The 19,229-nt window shown below is 74.4% G+C and carries 12 protein-coding genes and 1 pseudogene; 11 read left to right on the top strand and 2 right to left on the bottom strand.

What is annotated here, in order from left to right; translation table 11 throughout:
• The first annotated feature begins 5 nt into the window (after positions 1-5).
• The 8 genes and pseudogenes from AC0B61_RS06295 (at position 6) to AC0B61_RS06260 (ending at position 12,541) form a co-directional block, all read left to right on the top strand.
• Positions 6-1,169: a protein kinase domain-containing protein gene (locus AC0B61_RS06295; RefSeq protein ID WP_471739463.1), complete on the top strand. Its 1,164-nt coding sequence runs from the start codon at positions 6-8 to the stop codon at positions 1,167-1,169.
• A 163-nt stretch (positions 1,170-1,332) separates the two neighbouring features.
• Entirely contained in the window at positions 1,333-3,129 is a 1,797-nt protein-coding gene (locus AC0B61_RS06290) for a serine/threonine-protein kinase (protein WP_471739462.1), read from the top strand.
• A 127-nt stretch (positions 3,130-3,256) separates the two neighbouring features.
• A complete protein-coding gene (locus AC0B61_RS06285) occupies positions 3,257-4,888 on the top strand; it encodes a succinic semialdehyde dehydrogenase (protein WP_471739461.1) in 1,632 nt (543 codons plus the stop codon).
• Between the two features lie 154 nt (positions 4,889-5,042).
• The gene (locus AC0B61_RS06280) at positions 5,043-6,848 is read left to right on the top strand and encodes a GMC oxidoreductase (protein ID WP_471739460.1); all 1,806 of its coding nucleotides are present in this window, start codon (positions 5,043-5,045) and stop codon (positions 6,846-6,848) included.
• 253 nt (positions 6,849-7,101) lie between these two features.
• On the top strand, positions 7,102-8,658 hold the full coding sequence (locus tag AC0B61_RS06275; RefSeq protein ID WP_471739459.1) for a hypothetical protein: 1,557 nt from the start codon (positions 7,102-7,104) through the stop codon (positions 8,656-8,658).
• A 1,072-nt stretch (positions 8,659-9,730) separates the two neighbouring features.
• A complete protein-coding gene (guaA, locus tag AC0B61_RS06270) occupies positions 9,731-11,326 on the top strand; it encodes a glutamine-hydrolyzing GMP synthase (protein WP_471739458.1) in 1,596 nt (531 codons plus the stop codon).
• 195 nt (positions 11,327-11,521) lie between these two features.
• Positions 11,522-12,049: pseudogene (locus AC0B61_RS06265) on the top strand (DoxX family membrane protein); the annotation flags it as partial.
• 192 nt (positions 12,050-12,241) lie between these two features.
• On the top strand, positions 12,242-12,541 hold the full coding sequence (locus AC0B61_RS06260) for a QcrA and Rieske domain-containing protein (RefSeq protein ID WP_471739784.1): 300 nt from the start codon (positions 12,242-12,244) through the stop codon (positions 12,539-12,541).
• Between the two features lie 34 nt (positions 12,542-12,575).
• On the opposite strand, the gene AC0B61_RS06255 is transcribed toward AC0B61_RS06260, so the two are convergent.
• Positions 12,576-12,785 carry a hypothetical protein gene (locus tag AC0B61_RS06255; protein WP_471739457.1) on the bottom strand — a complete coding sequence of 70 codons (210 nt, stop codon included), beginning with the start codon at positions 12,783-12,785 and terminating at the stop codon, positions 12,576-12,578.
• A complete protein-coding gene (locus AC0B61_RS06250; protein ID WP_471739456.1) occupies positions 12,782-14,185 on the bottom strand; it encodes a PspC domain-containing protein in 1,404 nt (467 codons plus the stop codon). The genes AC0B61_RS06255 and AC0B61_RS06250 overlap by 4 nt, the downstream gene beginning before the upstream one ends.
• 134 nt (positions 14,186-14,319) lie before the next feature.
• Here AC0B61_RS06250 and AC0B61_RS06245 point away from each other — a divergent pair, with 134 nt between their 5' ends.
• The 3 genes from AC0B61_RS06245 to pcrA all read left to right on the top strand — a co-directional run bounded on the left by AC0B61_RS06245 (position 14,320) and on the right by pcrA (position 19,226).
• Positions 14,320-15,789: an ATP-binding protein gene (locus tag AC0B61_RS06245; RefSeq protein WP_471739455.1), complete on the top strand. Its 1,470-nt coding sequence runs from the start codon at positions 14,320-14,322 to the stop codon at positions 15,787-15,789.
• Positions 15,782-16,459: a LuxR C-terminal-related transcriptional regulator gene (locus AC0B61_RS06240; RefSeq protein WP_471739454.1), complete on the top strand. Its 678-nt coding sequence runs from the start codon at positions 15,782-15,784 to the stop codon at positions 16,457-16,459. The genes AC0B61_RS06245 and AC0B61_RS06240 overlap by 8 nt, the downstream gene beginning before the upstream one ends.
• Before the next feature lie 151 nt (positions 16,460-16,610).
• Entirely contained in the window at positions 16,611-19,226 is a 2,616-nt protein-coding gene (gene pcrA, locus AC0B61_RS06235) for a DNA helicase PcrA (RefSeq protein ID WP_471739453.1), read from the top strand.
• Positions 19,227-19,229 lie beyond the last annotated feature (3 nt).

Here is a 19,229-nt window from a genome sequence, read left to right as displayed (position 1 = left end):
CTGGCATGCGAGGCGGCCCCGGGCAGTTGCTGGGGGGACGGTACCGGCTGACGGACCGTCCCGAACCGCTGTGCGCCCGCGCGGTGGACGAGCGCACCGGCGAATCCGTCCTGCTTCGCGCCCTGGAGCTGCCCCCGCTGCTGACCAGTGGTCAGGACCCGGAGGACGCGGCGTCCGCGCAGGCGGACCGGCTGGTCCGGCGGGTGGCGGCCGTCGGCTCGGCCGCGCCGGCCGCACACCCGCGGCTGCTGCGCGGGGTCGGCGCCTTCGTCGAGGGCGATCTGCTGTGGACCGTGGAAGAGCGGCCGGCCGGGTTGACGGTGGCGGAACTGCTCGTCGCCGGGCCGGTGACGCCGTACCGGGCGGCCGAGGCGGCGGCGGACCTGTCCGGCGCCCTGCGGGCGCTGCACGAAGCCGGGCTCACCCACGGCAACCTGACCGCCGAGTCGGCGCTGGTCTGCGAGGACGGCGCGGTGATGCTCGGCGGACTGCTCGCCGGGGTGGCGCAGGAGGCGCTGGCCGAGGAGCTCGGCGGGCCGGGTGGGCGGCGCCGGTACGACGTACGGGCCACCCTGGTCGGCCCGGTGGCCGAGCGCTGGCCGATGGACGGCGGCCCGGCGGGCGACTGCTGGGCGCTCGGCGTGCTGCTGCACCGGCTGGCCACCGGCCGCTCGCCGTACCCGGAGGACGGCGTGCCGGAGCTGGTGACGGCCGTGCGGGACGGGCGGCGCGAGCACTCGGCGGCCTGTGGGCCGCTGGGGCCGCTGGTCGAGCGGCTGCTGCAGCCCGATCCGGTGCGGCGGCCGACGGCGGAGCAGGTGCGCGGGGAGGTGGCCGGGCTGCTGGCGGGCGCGCCGGAGCCGGTGGACGAGGAGCGGGTGGCCCGGGCGGTGACGCTGAAGCCGGAGGCCCCGCTGGTGCCGGTGCGGGCGCGCCGGGGCAGCCGGGTCGGCCGGGTCGGCCGCGGGGTCGGGGCCGGCGGCAACGGGCCTGACGGCAGGTCCGGTGGCGGGCTCGGTGGCGGGCTCGGCGAGGGAGCCGGTGGCGGGCTCGTCGGCGGGGCGAAACCGCCGCGGATAGCCCCCGCGCTCCTGGGCCCGCTCCTGGTGGGGGCGGTGTTCGTCCTGCTGGCGCTGGGCGTGGCCGCCGTGGTGTTGTTCGCAGGCTGACGGCCCGCCCGGACCATGGTCGGCCGGTCCGGGGGGTGGGCGTGATTACCGGGGGCGGCAGGGTGCGCCTAATGTGTGCGTGGGATTTGTTCGAACAGTGGTCTGCACCAGGTCCTCCGTCGCGGTGACGGCGGGCGGAATGCGTGTGGGGGAGCGGTCGCGGATGGGCGTGCAGGACGGGCCGGAGGCGGTCGAGGCGGAGCGGTTGCTGGCCGGGCGGTACGAGCTCGGCGAGCGGCTCGGCCGGGGCGGCATGGGCACCGTCTGGCGGGCCTGGGACCGGATGCTGGACCGCGAGGTCGCGGTCAAGGAGCTGACCGTCAACCACCTGCCCGAGGAGGACCGGCAGATCCTGCACACCCGGATGAAGCGCGAGGCCAGCGCGGCCGCGCGGATCAAGCACCCCGGTGTGATCACCGTGCACGACGTGCTGGAGCAGGACGGCCGGCCGTGGATCGTGATGGAGCTGGTCGACGGCCGCTCGCTGGCCGACGTGATCAGCCAGGACGGCACCCTGCCGCCGCGCGCCGCCGCCGAGGTCGGCAGCCAGGTGCTCGCCGCACTGCACCGCGGCCACCAACTGGGCGTGCTGCACCGGGACGTGAAGCCGGCCAACGTGCTGCTGGAGCGCGGCACCGGGCGGGTGGTGCTGCTGGACTTCGGCATCGCGAAGTACGAGGGCTCGACCGAGCTGACGCGCCCCGGGGACCTGGTCGGCTCGCCGGACTACCTGGCGCCGGAGCGCGCCCAGGGCGAGCGGCCCGGGCCGGCCTCCGACCTGTGGGGCCTCGGCGCGACGCTGTACGCGGCGGTCGAGGGCCAGTCGCCGTTCCGCCGGGACTCGCCCATCACCACGCTGGCCGCGGTGGTCGACGAGCCGCTGCCGGAGTCGCGCCGGGCCGGGCCGCTCGGGCCGGTGCTGGCCGCGCTGATGGCCAAGGACCCGGACGAGCGGCCGACCGCCGACGAGGCGGCCCGGATGCTGGCCGAGGTGCAGGCCGGGCACACGATGGGCTTCAAGTCGGTGGTGGCGATGCGGGTGCCCACCCAGTCGGTGCCGGTGGTGGACCGCAGCGCGGGGCGGCCGGAGGGTGCCGCCGAGGAGCAGGTCGAGGGGGCCGAGGGGCCGACCGAGCCCCAGGCTGCCCCTGCTACCCCGGCTGCTCCGGGAGACCCGGCCACGCCGGCCACCCCGGCCACCCCGGTATCGCCCGTGGTCCAGGACACCACCGGGGGCGCCCTGGGCGCCGCGCAGGCGCACACCGGCCCCGTCGCGCCGGTGGCGCACACCGTCACGCCCGCGCGGGGGCCGGCCAAGCGCCGCAACACCGCGAAGTTCGTCGCCATCGCGGTGGCCGTCGGCCTGCTGGCGGCCGCGGGCACCTTCCTCGGCACCCGGCTGATGGTGGGCGGCGGCGGCGAACCGGCGCCCACCGGGCCGACCGGCGCGGCCGAGTCGACCGGACCCGAGCCCACCGGCGGCGCCAGCCCCTCGGCGACCGCGCCTGGCGGCTACCACTGGGTCGACGACCCGGCCGGCTTCCGCTTCCCGCTGCCGGACGGAACCCCGGCCTGGCAGCGCATCAGCACCGCGGACAACCAGATCTACTACAGCCCCGACGGCAAGGTGCACTACCTGCAGTTCGCGGTCACCGTCGGCCAGTCGGTCAAGCCGCTGGAGCACCTGCGGCAGATGGAGACCAGCGTCTCCAGGTCGCTGAAGGAGTACAAGCAGCACCGGATGGCCGGGGCCGCGGTGAACGGCCACGAGGCGGCGGTCTGGGAGTTCAGCTACGCCGCCCAGGGCGGGGGCCGGCGCCGCGCGATCGAGGCCGAGTTCATCGCCGAGGACGGCACCAGCTACGCGATCTACTCGTCCAGCCCGGAGAAGGGCAACGAGTGGAACGAGGCCGAGCAGCGGTTCAACGCGGTGCTCAACCACTTCACGCCGACCCGCTGACGGCGGACCCCCGGATCGGGGCCCCGGACCGGGGCGCACGGGCGGGGTGCCCGCTTTGGCCCGACTGCGGCAGATTCTTGTTACCGACGGGTACCGGACCGGCCCCCGAACGTCTAGGCTGCGCCGTATGTCGGACCTCACAGCAGATGCAGTGGCCACCGAACACCCCGGCGCCGGCAACCCGGCGGCCCCCGGCGGCGGCCGGACCGTCACGGCGGCCGTGCCGGCGGCCCTGGTCGCCCGGCTGGCCGCCGGCGTCACCGCCGCCGGCGATCCCGACCTCGTGGAGACCGTCGCCCCGCTGACCGGCGAGCGGCTGGCCAGCCTGCCGCAGTCCACCCCGGCCGACGTCGAGGTGGCCTTCCAGCTGGCCCGCCGCGCCCAGTCGGCCTGGGCCGCGCTGCCGGTGCGCCGCCGCGCCGCCGTACTGCTGCGCTTCCACGACCTGCTGCTCAAGCGGCAGGACGAGGTGCTGGACCTCATCCAGGCGGAGACCGGCAAGGCCCGACTGCACGCCTTCGAGGAGGTGCTGGCCGTCGCCATGGCGGCGCGCCACTACGGGCGGGCCGCGCACTCGTACCTCAAGGACAAGCGGCGCGGCGGCGCGCTGCCGGTGCTCACCCACGCCGTCGAGGCCCGCCGACCCAAGGGCGTGATCGGCCACATCTCGCCCTGGAACTACCCGCTGGAGCTGTCCGTCGGCGACGCCCTGCCCGCCTTCGCGGCCGGCAACGCGGTCGTCAACAAGCCCGACACCCAGACCGCGCTGACCGCGCTGTGGGCCCGTGAGCTGCTGGTCGAGGCCGGGCTCCCCGCCGACCTGTGGCAGGTCGTGCTCGGCGACGGCCCGGTGATCGGCCCCGCCGTGGTCGAGCACGCCGACTACGTCTCGTTCACCGGCTCCACCCGCACCGGCCGCGACGTCGCCCAGCGCGCCGCCGCCCGGCTGGTCGGCGCCTCGCTCGAACTCGGCGGCAAGAACGCCATGCTGGTGCTCTCCGACGCCGACCTCGACGCCGCCGCCGCGGGCGCCGTCCGAGCCTGCTTCTCCTCCGCCGGGCAGCTGTGCATCTCGGTCGAGCGACTGCTGGTACACCGCTCGGTGGCCGACGGGTTCCTGGAGCGCTTCGCCGCCCGCACCCGGGCGCTGCGCCTCGGCGGCGGCCTCGCGTACGGCGCGGACATGGGCTCGCTGGTCTCCGTCCGCCAGTTGGAGACCACCACCCGGCACGTGGAGGAGGCGGTCAAGGCGGGCGCCACCGTGGTGGCCGGCGGCCGCGCCCGGCCGGACCTCGGCCCGTTCTTCTTCGAGCCGACCATCCTCGACGGCGTCACCCCGGAGATGGCGGTCTGCGCCGAGGAGACCTTCGGTCCGGTCGTCTCCGTCTACCGCTTCGACACCGAGGAGGAGGCGGTGGCCGCCGCCAACTCCACGCCGTACGGCCTGAACTCCAGCGTCTGGACGAGGGACCTGCGGCGCGGCCGGTCGGTCGCGGCCCGGCTGCGCACCGGGACGGTCAACGTCAACGAGGCCTACGCGGCCGCGTACGGCTCGATCGGTGCGCCGATGGGCGGCATGGGCGACTCCGGGCTGGGCCGGCGGCACGGCGCCGAGGGCATCCTGCGCTTCACCGAGGCGCAGACCATCGCGACCCAGCGGCTGATGCCGATCGCGCCCTCGTTCGGCCTGGACGACAAGCAGTTCGCCGCCGTGATGACCGGCGGGCTGCGCGCGCTCAAGGCGCTGCGCCTCAGGTAGGCCGCGGGCTCCGGGCAGGCGTCGGCGGCCGTGGGCCCCGGCGCCGTGCGGGGCTCCGGCGCGCTTGCCCCGGGCGGGTCCGTCCCGTTCACGGTGCTCATCCCGATCATCCTGATCATCCCGTTCGTTCATCCCGGCGAAGGAGCAGTGGCAGATGGTGGAGTCCGGCGGTGCGGCGGAGTTCGACTACGACGTGGTCGTGGTCGGCTCCGGCTTCGGCGGTTCGGTCGCGGCGCTGCGGCTGACCGAGAAGGGCTACCGGGTCGCCGTCCTGGAAGCCGGACGGCGCTTCGACCGGGACGAACTGCCCAGGAACTCCTGGGACCTGCCGAACTACCTGTGGGCGCCGCGGCTCGGGCTGTACGGCATCCAGCGGATCCACCTGCTCGCCAATGTGCTGATCCTGGCCGGCGCCGGTGTCGGCGGCGGCTCGCTGAACTACGCCAACACCCTGTACGTGCCGCCGAAGGCCTTCTTCGAGGACCGCCAGTGGCGCCACATCACCGACTGGCAGGCGGAGTTGGCGCCGTTCTACGACCAGGCGCAGCGGATGCTCGGCGTCCGGCTCAACCCGACCGTCACCCCCTCCGACGTCCACCTCAAGGCGGCCGCCGAGCGGATGGGCGTCGCCGACACCTTCCACATGGCGCCGGTCGGGGTGTTCTTCGGCGACGGCAAGGACTCCGACGGGGCGGCCAAGGCGGCGCCGGGCGAGGAGGTCGCCGACCCGTACTTCGGCGGAGCGGGCCCGGCCCGCAAGGCCTGCGTGGAGTGCGGCGAGTGCATGACCGGCTGCCGGCACGGCGCCAAGAACACGCTCACCGAGAACTACCTGTACCTGGCCGAGCGGGGCGGCGCGGAGATCCACCCGCTCACCACGGTGGCCCGGATCCGGGAGCACACCGACGCCGACGGCAACAGCGGCTTCGCCGTGGACGTGCGCCGCACCGACTCCCGCTCCAGGACCGACCGGGTGAAGGCCGGCGCACGGACCATCACCGCCGCCCGGGTCGTCGTCGCCGCCGGTACGTACGGCACCCAGTCGCTGCTGCACCGGATGCGCGCCGCCGGGCACCTGCCCCGGATCTCCGCCCGGCTCGGCGAGCTGACCCGCACCAACTCCGAGGCCCTGGTGGGTGCGCAGACCACCGACCGGCGCTACGGGACGAAGGCGGACTTCACCAAGGGTGTCGCGATCACCTCCTCGATCCACCCGGACGCCAGCACCCACATCGAGCCGGTCCGCTACGGCAAGGGCTCCAACGCGATGGGCGCGCTGTCCGTCGCGCAGGTCAAGGGCGGCGGCCGGGCCCCGCGCTGGCTGCGCTACCTGGGCAACTCGGTGCTCCACCCGGTGACCTTCGCCCGCTCGATGAACCAGCACCGCTGGTCCGAGAAAACGATCATCGGCCTGGTGATGCAGTCGCTGGACAACTCGATCACCGTCTCGCTGACGAAGGGCCCGCTCGGCAAGGACCGGCTCACCTCCACCCAGGGCCACGGCGCCCCCAACCCGACCTGGATCCCGGCCGCCGAGCAGGGCGCCCAGGCGCTCGCCGACGAGATCAACGGCTTCGCGGGCAGCTCCGCCGGCGAGATCTTCGACATCCCGATGACCGCGCACTTCCTCGGCGGCTGCCCGATCGGCGACGCCCCCGAGACCGGCGTGGTCGACCCGTACCACCGGCTGTACGGCCACCCCGGGATCAGCGTGGTGGACGGCTCGGCCGTCTCCGCCAACCTCGGCGTCAACCCCTCGCTCACCATCACCGCGCAGGCCGAACGCGCCCTGTCGATGTGGCCGAACAAGGGCGAGGCGGACCCGCGCCCCGCCCAGGACGAGGCGTACCGGCGGGTCACCCCGGTGGCGCCGGTGCGGCCCGCCGTGCCGGCGGGCGCGTTCGGCGCGCTGCGGCTGCCGCTGCTGCCCGTCCCGGAGGTCCCGAAGAAGCGCGGCTGAACCCGGCCGGCCGGGCCAATCCGCCTGCCGGGGTTTCCGGTTGACAGCCGTTCGGGTCCGATGGGATAAACGGGCTCCCTGGGGCGACCCAGGGACTCGTCGAGCGGGGGGACGGCAGTCCATGGCCAACTGCGCATCGTGCGGCGCGACTTCGGTGGCGGGGGCGCCCGCCTGCGGTGCGTGCGGGCGGCCGTTCGCGCCGCCACCGCCACCGCCACCGCCACCGTCACCGCCGACCGCTGCCCTGTCCGTCGTGCCTGCTGTGCCCGTCGTGCCGCCCCCGCCGCCCGGGCCGCCCGGGACGGGCAGTTGGGGTGCCGGGCGGCCGTACGACCAGCAGCCGCCCGCCCACCGCTCGCCGGCCGGGCCCGACTGGCGCCCCGCCTTCAAGGCGGCCCTCGCGCCGACCGCCGTGCTCCTGCTCGCGGCGCTGATCGCGGCCGTCCCCGGCGACTACCCGTACGCGTACCGGTTCCCCTCGCCCGACTTCGGCAGCCGCTTCGGCGCGACGCTGTCGATGGCGCTGAGCGCGCTCGGCGCGCCGTTCAAACTCGGCTACCAGGGCCCGCTCAGCGGCGCCCACGCCGAGCGGATGGACCTCGTCTTCCGGGTGGCGCCGATGACCGTCACCGTCCTGTGGTGCCTGGCGCTCTGGTACGGCCTGCGGGCCGGGCTGCGCCGGCGCAAGGCGGTGACGGGCGAGGTGACCAGGGGACAGGCCGGGTGGGAGGCGCTGCGGACCGCCCTGGTCCTCGCCGCCGTGACCACGGTGATCTGGGCGGTCGGCGGTACGAGCCAGCGGCCTCAGGACACCTTCGACCTCCCCGACTACACCGGTACCGGCCAGGACCTGTCCCGGCCGGTGATCAACGCGGGCTCCGGCTGGCTGGAGGCGGTCGGCTGGACCGTGCTGCTGTCCGGCCTGCTCACCTTCGCCGTCTACGGCACCGGCGCGCTGCGCTGGGCCGCCTGGCGCAGCCGGTCGGTGCGCGGCTGGGCGGTCGCCGCGCTGGGCGCGGGCCGGGCGCTGGCGGTGTCGGTGGGCCTGTCCTCGGTGGCGGGCTTCGTCCTGGTCGCCGCGAACAGCACCGGCGGGGGAGAGGCCGGGGTGTCGCTGGCCTTCCTGCCCAACCTCGGCCTCAACCTGCTCGGTTTCGGCTCGGGCGCGACTTTCCAGGCCCACAGCGGCACGGTCGGCGGCGAGACCTCCTGGCGCGACCGCGGCGAGGACCTGGACCTCTCCTTCTTCGACCTGCACGACGAGGTGACCGCCGACTGGCGCTGGGCGGCCCTGCTGGCGGTCTTCGCGGCGGGCGTGCTCGGCTGGACGGCGTACCGGCGGCAGCTGGACGCGGCCGACCGGCTGCGGCTGGCGGCCGTGTACGCCGTGGCGCTCACCGGGCTGATGGCGGTGGCCGGGGCGATGATGACCCGCACCTCCGCCGTGGCGGGCTGGGGCCGGACCTCCGACCTGGAGGTGTCCCAGGAGAACTCGGTCGGGTTGACCTTCCTCACCGTCCTCGCGGCCAACGCGGTCTGGGCGGTGGTCGGCGCGCTGCTGGTGCCGCCGCTGCTGGCGGCCGTCCGCGGCGGGGGCACGGGCACCCCGTACGCCCCGGCCCCGTACGCCCCTTACGCCCCGGACGCCACGGCCCCGTACGGCGGCGCGGTGCCCGGGGTGCCGGCGCAGGGTGCCCCGGCGGACGACGCGCCGCCCACGCCCGCCGCCGGGCCGCCGACTCCCGCCGACGCGCCACGGCCCCCGGTCGAGGAGCCGGTGGACCCGAGCGTCTGGCGCGAGCACCCCTGAGCCGGCGCCGCGCAGGGAGCCGAAGTGGAAGCGGCAGTGGCAGCAGAAGGGCTCGGACAGGGCAAAGGGCCCCGCGGGGGAACGGGGCCCTTTGTCGCTCAGCACTCGGCGTCAGGGCCGCGCCGGTGCTGGGGTGACGGCGCCGGGGGAGGAGCGCCGTCGTGTCGGTTGGCTTCGGGTGCGCCCTGGCGGCTCCGGCGTGGGTGGCCGGTGGCGCGGGGCGCGGACGCCAGTGGCGGGGCGGTCGGCGGTTAGGTCTGCGCCGGTCCATCGCTCACGGAGCGTGAAGTGAAAACCGCTGTCGCCTCCCTCTGCGGCGACGGCGGAACCATGCGGGGCGGACCTCCCCGGTGGGCCGTCAGGCCGCCGGGAGAACCGCTTACAACGAGCATCGTGCTGGACGAGGGGGTCGCTCTGCAACCGGTTCGGCACAGTTCGACCCAGTCCATTTACGGTCGGCCTGGCCATCGATGATCACGGTGAGTAGTGATGCGCATGGTGCGGCGCACGGGGACGCGCGTAGCGGCGCGGGCCGGGTGGGGCAGTGCGCCCGGGTACGCCCCGGCGCGAGCCGGAGCGAGCCGGAGCGGGCTGAGCGGGTTGAGCAGACTGAGCGGGTTGAGCGGGCCGGGGGTGCGACGGCCGGTCCCGGGCGTCCCCGGATTCCGGCCGTCCCACCTCTCGGCCCAGTCGCGGCCGGGTTCGCTGTCCCCTGCTCGTCGGCCGCCGCACCCGCGCACGGTCCCACGGAGCCGCGCTCCCGGCGGGGCCGGGCGGCGGCGCCACGTGCGCCGGTGGACTGGTGTGCAGCTCCACGCGTGGTCCTGCAGCCGTACGGCGTGCCCCCGAGGGGGCCGGGCGGCGCGTCTGGCGGACGCGCCGCGGCCGTGCGGTCGTCAGAAGCAACGAACCGCGGCCCCGGCCGGTCACGGTCCTTTGGACGGGCAGACGAGTGAAACCGGACAGCCCGGTAGAATCGGTGTCCAGACACCCACACCCGTCCCGCCGCCGCAGCCCCCCGCCGGGAGGCGGTCGCGCGCGACACCTCGATACCGCTGCCGGAAGGCCGTCTGTGTCCTCTGCAATTCCCGTCCAGTCCGCGCCGGACAACGACCCCGTCCTGGTGGTCGACTTCGGCGCCCAGTACGCCCAGCTCATCGCCCGTCGGGTGCGTGAGGCGCGGGTCTACAGCGAGATCGTGCCGAGCAGCATGCCGGTCGCCGAGATGCTCGCCAAGAACCCGAAGGCGATCATCCTCTCCGGCGGTCCGTCGTCGGTCTACGAAGAGGGCGCGCCGCAGATCGACCGCGCGATCTTCGAGGCCGGTGTCCCGGTCTTCGGCATGTGCTATGGCTTCCAGCTGATGGCGAAGAGCCTCGGCGGCACCGTCGACAACTCCGGTGCCCGCGAGTACGGCCGCACCCCGCTGACCGTCTCCCGCACCGGCTCCACCCTGTTCGAGGGCGTCCCCGCACAGCACTCGGTGTGGATGTCGCATGGCGACGCCTGCTCCGCGGCGCCGGAGGGCTTCACGGTCTCCGCCTCCACCGACGTGGTCCCGGTCGCGGCCTTCGAGAACGACGAGGCCCGGCTGTACGGCGTCCAGTACCACCCCGAGGTGCTGCACTCCGACCACGGCCAGCAGGTCCTGGAGCACTTCCTCTACCGCGGCGCCGGCATCGCCCCGACCTGGACCACCGGCAGCGTGGTCGAGGAGCAGGTCGCCCTGATCCGCGCGCAGGTCGGCACCAAGCGCGCGATCTGCGGCCTGTCCGGCGGCGTGGACTCCGCGGTGGCGGCCGCCCTGGTCAACAAGGCCATCGGCGACCAGCTGACCTGCGTGTACGTCGACCACGGCCTGATGCGCAAGGGCGAGAGCGAGCAGGTCGAGAAGGACTTCGTGGCGGCCACCGGCGCGAAGCTGAAGGTCGTCGACGCCGCGGACCGCTTCCTGGACGCGCTGCGGGGGGTCACCGACCCCGAGGAGAAGCGCAAGATCATCGGCCGGGAGTTCATCCGGGTCTTCGAGCAGGCCCAGGCCGAGATCATCGCCGAGGCCGGCGAGCACGGCGAGTCGGTCGACTTCCTCGTCCAGGGCACCCTGTACCCGGACGTGGTGGAGTCGGGCGGCGGCACCGGCACCGCCAACATCAAGTCCCACCACAACGTCGGCGGCCTGCCCGAGGACCTGCAGTTCCAGCTGGTCGAGCCGCTGCGCAAGCTGTTCAAGGACGAGGTCCGGATGGTCGGCCAGGAGCTCGGCCTGCCGGAGGAGATCGTCCAGCGCCAGCCGTTCCCGGGCCCCGGCCTGGGCATCCGGATCGTCGGCGAGGTCACCAAGGACCGCCTGGACCTGCTGCGCGACGCCGACGCGATCGCCCGTGAGGAGCTGACCGCGGCCGGTCTGGACCGCGAGATCTGGCAGTGCCCGGTCGTGCTGCTCGCCGACGTGCGCAGCGTGGGCGTGCAGGGTGACGGCCGCACCTACGGCCACCCGATCGTGCTGCGCCCGGTCTCGTCCGAGGACGCCATGACCGCCGACTGGTCGCGCCTGCCGTACGACGTGCTGGCCAAGATCTCCACCCGGATCACCAACGAGGTCCGCGACGTGAACCGCGTCGTCGTCGACGTCACCAGCAAGCCGCCGGGCACCATCGAGTGGGAGTAGCCCTCCCGCCGGCCGGTGAGGCCGCAGCCTGAACGGCCGCGCCGTCGTTCCCGTACTGAGGGGAGCGGCGGCGCGGCCGTTCGCGCTGCGGGCACCGTTCCCCGGGTGGGACCTCCCACCGAAAGCGGGCACGAGCGGGCAGAATGCGGACCGGACCTGTCAGGGAGTGACGGGCCGAGAGGGAAGGTGTGAGGGATGTCGGAGGCCAGCAACTCGGTGCCGGCCGGCGGGGGAGCGGCCGGCCGGGCCGACCGGGCGGAACAGCGCCGGACGATCGTGTCCAGGTACGCGCTGCTGCCCCTGCGGCTCTTCCTCGGCGTCACCTTCGTGTACGCCGCTCTCGACAAGCTGTCCGACGCGCACTACCTGGCCGGGGCGGGCGATCCGGCCTCCTTCCTCTCGCAGACCCAGGCGGCCAAGGCGGGCGGCAGCCCGATCTCCTTCCTGCTCGGCCCCGCACTCGACCACCCGACCCTGTTCGCGCTCGCCATCGCCTTCGGCGAGCTGGCCGTCGGCCTCGGCACTCTCCTCGGCCTCTGGGGCCGGGTCGCCGCGCTCGGCGGCGCGCTCCTCAACCTCAGCCTCTGGCTGACCGTCAGCTGGAGCGTCTCGCCGTACTACCTCGGCAACGACCTGGCGTACCTGATGGCCTGGACCCCGCTGGTGCTGGCCGGCACGCCGTACCTGTCGGTGGACGGCTACCTCGCCCGCCGGGCGGGGCGGGACCGCGCGCGCGGACTCGGCGAGGACCACGTCAAGCGCCGGGCACTGGTCGACGGAGGCATCGCGGCCGTCGCGATCGGTGGCGCCGGGCTGCTCACCGGCTCGCTGACCCGAACCTTCGGCCGGGGCAGGGACGCCGCGGCCAAGCAGTCGGCGGCCCCCGTCTCCGCCGCCCCGGCGCAGGCCCCCACGGTGCCCGCCGCGAGCGTGCCGGTCGGCGGCTCGGCCCAGGTCAAGGACCCGGCCACCGGGGACGCCGTCTACATCGTGCAGCCCAAGGCGGGCCAGTACTGCGGCCTCTCCTCGGTGTGCACCCACTCCGGCTGCGCCGTGGACGCCCCGAAGGACGGCCGGCTGTACTGCCCCTGCCACGGTTCCCGGTTCGACGCCGCCACCGGTGCGGTGGTCAACGGGCCGGCGGTCAAGCCGCTGCCGAAGTACACCGTCACCAAGGACGGGGACGCGCTGGTCCTGGGCCCGCAGCAGAGCTGAGGCCCAGGACCGGGGGTGGTGCGGGGCGGGGCGCCTACTCCTCGCGGTCGGGGCGGGCGCGCCGGGCCACCGCGGCGACCGCGCCGGCCAGGCCGCCGACGCCGAGCACGATGAAGGTGACCGGGATGACGATCCGTCCGTTCACCGACTGGTCGTTGAGCGCCGCGACCAGGTAGAGCACGGCGAGCACGGTGAACAGCGCGCCCGCGATCAGCGAGAACAGGTCGAGCCGGTGCTTCCTCACTGCTGGACCACCTTGATGTTGCCGAGCCCGATGCCGAGTTCGAGGGTGAGCGTGCCCTTGGAGGCCTGGCCGTTCGCCGGGCCGATCAGATAGCCGTGCCGCCCGGTGCTGTTGCTGCGGCCGCCGGGGACGGTGACGTCGCCGAGGCCGACCCGGGCGACCAGGTTCACCGTCACGTCGTCCGGCAGGGCGACGGTCAGCTCGCCGGCGCCGAGGTCGGCCTTGGTGGCGAGGGCGGCCCCGGCCGGGTCGAGGCCGGTCAGGTCGAGCCGGAGCTCGCCGGCGCCGAGGTTGTAGCGGTCGTGCAGGTCGGCCGTCGAGGTGACCGTCCACTCCCGTTGGCCGACGGCGTTGCGCATGGAGTCCGGCGAGTGGCCGACGAAGGCCAGCGCCAGGGTGAGCAGCAGGCCGGTCACCGCCAGCCTGCGGGCCCGGCCGAACTTCGCGCCGACCAGCAGGGTCAGCCCGACCACCAGCAGTGCGGTGGCCAGCACCGTCGCGCCCAGCACGGTGGGGTTGTGATGGTCGCCCGCGGCGGCCCAGACCGCGGCGGCCGCGCCGATCGCCAGCAGGAAGCCGAAGAAGCCGAGCGCCGAGCGCTCCCGGGGGTGCCGCACGACGGCGGGCTCGGAGCGGCGCTTCGGGCGCTCCTTGCGCAGCGGGTCGCCCTCGGGCAGGTCGGCGCGCTGCCACCAGGGCTGGGCCGGGCCGCCGGCCGGCGGCACCGGGGTGCCGAACGGCGGGGTGGGGGCCGCGGAGGCGGCGCCGTACGGGTTGCGCTCGGGGTGGCGCGGATCCCACAGGTAGCCGCTCGGGCCGGGGGCCGGGCCGTCGGCGGAGGCCGTGTGCCTGGTGCGGCTGGCCTCGTCCTCCTTCGGCCGTGGCCAGACGTAGCCCTCGGACTCGGGGAACCGACGGTCGTACGGGCCGCCGTGCCGGCGTTCCCGCCCCCGGCCACGGCGGCGGTCCGGGTCGTAGCGCACCGCCAGGAAGACCAGGCCGGCGAGCAGCAGCAGCGGGAACAGCTGGTCGCCGTCGCCCATCGAGGAGAAGAACACCCCGGTGCCGATCACGGTCAGCAGCACCGCGCCGATCGACTGGCCGTCCACCCGGCCGGTGAGCACCCGCTGCAGCTCGGTGCGCCCGCCGCGGCCCTTGGACTCGTCGTCGGTCGGGACGATCAGCCAGGCCAGGCCGTACAGGAACAGCCCGAGGCCGCCGGAGAGGCAGAGCACCACGGTGACCACCCGGAAGACCACCGGATCGATGTCCAGGTGCCGGCCGAGGCCGCCGCAGACACCGGCCACCACGCGGTGGTGCTCGGCCCTGGTCAGCGGCGGGCGTTCCGGCTCCGGCGGGGCGGCGGGCCCGGCCTCCTCGATGCGGGGGTCCTCGGTCATGGGCACCATCCTTCCGGCAGGTGCCGGTCCGGCCCAACCGGGAGCACCCCTGCCCGTACCCTGACTTGTCCCTGATGCGGGCCAGGGGCACACCCTGATGCGCCCGCGGCGGCGCGCGTGGAACCATCGGTGGCGTGGCAGCCCCTGGTACCGACCCCCGAACCACCGCCCCCGACGCCGCGCCGTCGGCCGGCGCCGACTCCACCGCGCCCGCCGGTGGCGTACCGCCGTACCGCCGGCTCTACCGCAGCCCGCAGGGCCGGATGCTCGGCGGCGTCGCCCACGGCCTGGCGGTGCACCTCGGACTGCCGGTGCGGTGGGTGCGGCTCGCCTTCGTCCTGCTGTTCTTCGCGCAGGGGATCGGCGCGCTGCTGTACGCCGCGTTCTGGTTCGTGGTGCCGATCGGCATCGGCGAGCCCGCGCAGCGCGGCGGAGCCCAGTGGGTGTACCTCAACGGCGTGTTCGTCCCGGCCGCGCCCGGGCTGCAGGGCGGCCTGCTGAGCAAGGGCGCCGCCGCCACCACCGGCGGCTGGGTCGGGCGGCTGCGCCAACTGCTCCAGCACACGCTGCAGGGCGAGCCGGTGGTGGCGCCCGTCGAGGGGGAGGAGACGGCGCCGGCCGCCAAGGCCGGGCAGGGCGGCCTCGGCCAGCTCGCCGCCCTGGTCATGGTCGTGATCGGCCTGATCGCCCTGCTCAACGTGCTCGGCTGGCAGACCGCCAAGCCGTACACCTGGCCGCTGCTGGCGATCGGCGTCGGCGTCGCGCTGGTCTGGCGGCAGGCCGACGACTCGCGCTGGCAGCGCTGGTTCGGCATCGAGGAGGGCGAGAAGCGGCGCGGCGCCTACACCCGGGTCGGCGCCGGCGTGCTGCTCGCGGTGGCCGGCACCATCGCACTGCTCGCCATGCAGGGCAGCGGTTCCACGCTCGGCTCGGTCGTCGAGGCCTCGCTCGCGGTGCTCGCCGGGGTGCTGGTGCTGCTCGGCCCGTACGGCCTGCGGCTGTGGCAGGACCTCGGTGCCGAGCGCACCGCCCGCATCCGCGCCCAGGAGCGGGCCGAGATCGCCGCGCACATCCACGACTCGGTGCTGCACACCCTGACCCTGATCCAGCGCCGGGCCGAGGACCCCAAGGAGGTGCTGCGGCTGGCCCGCTCGCAGGAGCGCGAGCTGCGGCTGTGGCTGTACCGCCCGGAGGCGGCCGCCGAGGCCGCGCCGGACACCATGGCGGAGACCCTGCGCGCCGTGGTCGCCGAGGTCGAGGACCGGCACGGCGTCCCGGTGGAACTGGTGGTCGTCGGCGACTGCCCGATGGACGAGGGGATCGCGGCACAGATGCAGGCCGCGAGGGAGGCGACCGTCAACGCGGCCAAGTACGGTGGCGGGGGACCGGTCCAGGTCTACGCCGAGGTGGAGGGGAGGACGGTGTCGGTGTTCGTCCGCGACCACGGGCCCGGCTTCGACCCCGACACGGTGCCGGAGGACCGGATGGGCGTACGGGAGTCGATCATCGGCCGGATGAAGCGCAACGGCGGCACCGCTCGGGTGCGGCCGGCGGCGGGCGGCGGTACCGAGGTCGAGCTGGAGATGGAGACAACGAATGACTGAGGCAGCTCCGGAGCGCACGGCCCGGGTCGTGCTGGTGGACGACCACCGGATGTTCCGGACGGGGGTCAGGGCAGAGATCGGCCGCACCGACGTGACCGGCATCGACGTGGTCGGCGAGGCCGACGACGTTGACTCGGCGGTCCGGGTGGTCGCCGAGACCAGGCCCGACGTGGTGCTGCTCGACGTCCACCTGCCCGGCGGCGGCGGGGTCGAGGTGCTGCGCCGCTCGGCCGGGCTGATGGGCGAGCAGGGCGGGGTGAAGTTCCTGGCGCTGTCGGTGTCGGACGCCGCCGAGGACGTCATCGGCGTCATCCGCGGCGGTGCGCGCGGCTACGTCACCAAGACCATCACCGGCACCGACCTGGTGAACGCGATCTTCCGGATCGCCGACGGCGACGCCGTCTTCTCGCCCCGGCTGGCCGGCTTCGTCCTGGACGCCTTCGCCGCCACCGACACCCCGCCGGTCGACGAGGACCTGGACCGGCTCACCCAGCGCGAGCGCGAGGTGCTGCGCCTGATCGCCCGCGGCTACGCCTACAAGGAGATCGCCAAGCAGCTCTTCATCTCGGTGAAGACGGTCGAGAGCCACGTCTCCGCCGTGCTGCGCAAGCTCCAGCTGAGCAACCGCCACGAGCTCACCCGCTGGGCCACCGCCCGCCGCCTGGTCTGAGCCTGCCTGCCAGCCCCGCCCGCTCGGGCCGGGCGGGGCGAGCGGAACCCGTGGGAAGCCCGTCAAGCCCGTCAAACCCGTCAAGCCCGTCCGGCCGGTTCGCTCCGGGCGGGCGGGCTTGTCGGTGGGTGGCCATAGACTCGTCAGTGCCATGAATAGCCTCTTTGACGACCTTCCGCTCCCCGGCTTCGAGGCACCCGCCGCCGGGTCGAAGCAGCCCGACGCACCCGCCGGCGAGGAGCCCCCGCCGTACGAGGACGACGTTCCGTACGACGCGTACGAGGAAGCCATCCCGGAGGGGCTGTTCCAGACCGACCACGCCGCGCAGACGGAGCGGGACGCCTGGTACCGCAACGGCGCCGCCCGGACGGTGGTCGACCCGGCGCAGCTGCTGGAGGGGATGAACGACCCGCAGCGCGAGGCGGTGCTGCACGCGGGCTCGCCGCTGCTGATCGTGGCCGGCGCCGGCTCCGGCAAGACCCGGGTGCTGACGCACCGGATCGCCCACCTGCTGGGCGCCCGCGGGGTGCAGCCGGGGGAGATCCTGGCGATCACCTTCACCAACAAGGCGGCCGGCGAGATGCGCGAGCGCGTCGAGGCGCTGGTCGGCCCGCGCGCCCGGGCGATGTGGGTCTCCACCTTCCACAGCGCCTGCGTGCGGATCCTGCGCCGGGAGTCCAAGCAGCTGGGCTTCACCTCCAGCTTCTCGATCTACGACTCGGCCGACTCGCAGCGGCTGATGTCGCTGGTCTGCCGGGACCTCGACCTGGACCCGAAGCAGTTCCCGCCGAAGTCCTTCACCGCGAAGATCAGCAACCTCAAGAACGAGCTGATCGACGAGGAGTCCTTCGCCGACCAGGCCGCCAACCCGATGGAGAAGAAGCTCGCCGAGGCGTACGCGCTGTACCAGCGGCGGCTGCGCGAGGCCAACGCGCTGGACTTCGACGACATCATCATGACGACGGTGAACCTGCTGCAGGCCTTCCCCGACGTCGCCGAGCACTACCGGCGCCGGTTCCGGCACATCCTGGTCGACGAGTACCAGGACACCAACCACGCCCAGTACATGCTGGTGCGCGAGCTGAGCGGGGGATCCGTCGCGGCCGCGCCCAAGCGCACCGCCGACGGCGACTTCGTGAACCCGGCGGCCGGCCGGCTCGCCGAGGTGCCGCCCGCCGAGCTGTGCGTCGTCGGTGACGCCGACCAGTCGATCTACGCCTTCCGCGGCGCGACGATCCGCAACATCCTCCAGTTCGAGGAGGACTACCCGAACGCGACCACGATCCTGCTGGAGCAGAACTACCGCTCCACCCAGACCATCCTCAGCGCGGCCAACGCCGTCATCGAGCGCAACGCCAACCGCCGCGCGAAGAAGCTCTGGACGGCCGGGGACCACGGCGAGAAGGTCATCGGCTACGTCGCGGACGACGAGCACGGCGAGGCGCAGTTCATCGCCGACGAGATCGACCGGCTCACCGACCAGGGCGAGGCCAAGCCCGGCGACGTCGCGATCTTCTACCGGACCAACGCGCAGTCCCGGGTGTTCGAGGAGGTGTTCATCCGGGTCGGCCTGCCGTACAAGGTGGTCGGCGGGGTGCGCTTCTACGAGCGCAAGGAGGTCCGGGACGTCCTGGCGTACCTGCGGGTGCTCTCCAACCCGGAGGACACCGTGCCGCTGCGCCGGATCCTCAACGTGCCCAAGCGCGGCATCGGCGAGCGGGCCGAGGCGATGGTCGACGCGCTCGCCGCGCGGGAGCGGATCTCCTTCGCCCAGGCGCTGCGGCGGGTGGACGAGGCGTACGGGATGGCCGCGCGCTCGGCCAACGCGGTGAAGAAGTTCAACACCCTGATGGCCGGGCTGCGCCAGGTGGTCGAGTCGGGCGCGGGCCCGGCGGCGGTGCTGGAGGCCGTCCTGGAGGAGACCGGCTACCTCGCCGAACTCCAGGCCTCCACCGACCCGCAGGACGAGACCCGGGTGGAGAACCTGCAGGAGCTCGCCTCCGTCGCCCTCGAGTACGAGCAGGACCCGGGCGAGCGCCCGGACGCCGGGGAGGAGGGCACGCCGCCGGTCGGCTCGCTGGCCGACTTCCTGGAGCGGGTCGCGCTGGTCGCCGACTCCGACCAGCTGCCGGACGACGACGAGGAGGGCCAGGGCGTCATCACGATGATGACCCTGCACACCGCCAAGGGCCTGGAGTTCCCGGTCGTCTTCCTGACCGGCATGGAGGACGGGATCTTCCCGCACATGCGGGCGCTCAACCAGGTCAAGGAGCTGGAGGAGGAGCGCCGGCTCGCGTACGTCGGCCTCACCCGGGCGCGCCGACGGCTCTACCTGACCCGCTCGGTGCTGCGCAGCGCCTGGGGGCAGCCGGCCTACAACCCGGCCTCGCGGTTCCTGGAGGAGATCCCGGAGGCGCTGGTGGAGTGGAAGCGCAGGGGCGCGGCGCAGGCGCCGGTCCAGCGCGGCTTCTCCTCGGGCTCGTCCTGGGGCAAGTCCTCGTCCGGGGGCGGGAGTTCGCGTTCCTCCTCGGCTGCGGCGGCCTCGCCGAAGGCGGGCTGGGGGCAGTCCGCGCGGCGCGGCGGCAAGGTCGTGGAGCGCGAGGTCGTCTCCCTCGCGATGGGGGACCGGGTCACCCACGACAGCTTCGGGCTGGGCACGGTGGTGGGCATGAAGGGTGCCGGCCACGACGCCCAGGCCGAGGTGGACTTCGGCGCGACCGGCCGCAAGTGGCTGGTGCTGCGCTACGCGCCGGTCGAGAAGCTGTAGCGG

It is taken from the genome of Kitasatospora sp. NPDC023385 (assembly GCF_055664045.1).
This window is presented reverse-complemented; position numbering and strand designations above follow the sequence as displayed.

Bases quoted from the DNA above. Each gene is read 5' to 3' on its own strand.
- pcrA (WP_471739453.1), top strand. From the start codon at position 16,611: ATGAATAGCCTCTTTGACGACCTTCCGCTCCCCGGCTTCGAGGCACCC.
- AC0B61_RS06250 (WP_471739456.1), bottom strand. From the start codon at position 14,185: ATGACCGAGGACCCCCGCATCGAGGAGGCCGGGCCCGCCGCCCCGCCG.
- AC0B61_RS06295 (WP_471739463.1), top strand. From the start codon at position 6: ATGCGAGGCGGCCCCGGGCAGTTGCTGGGGGGACGGTACCGGCTGACG.
- AC0B61_RS06240 (WP_471739454.1), top strand. From the start codon at position 15,782: ATGACTGAGGCAGCTCCGGAGCGCACGGCCCGGGTCGTGCTGGTGGAC.
- AC0B61_RS06285 (WP_471739461.1), top strand. From the start codon at position 3,257: ATGTCGGACCTCACAGCAGATGCAGTGGCCACCGAACACCCCGGCGCC.
- AC0B61_RS06280 (WP_471739460.1), top strand. From the start codon at position 5,043: ATGGTGGAGTCCGGCGGTGCGGCGGAGTTCGACTACGACGTGGTCGTG.
- AC0B61_RS06290 (WP_471739462.1), top strand. From the start codon at position 1,333: ATGGGCGTGCAGGACGGGCCGGAGGCGGTCGAGGCGGAGCGGTTGCTG.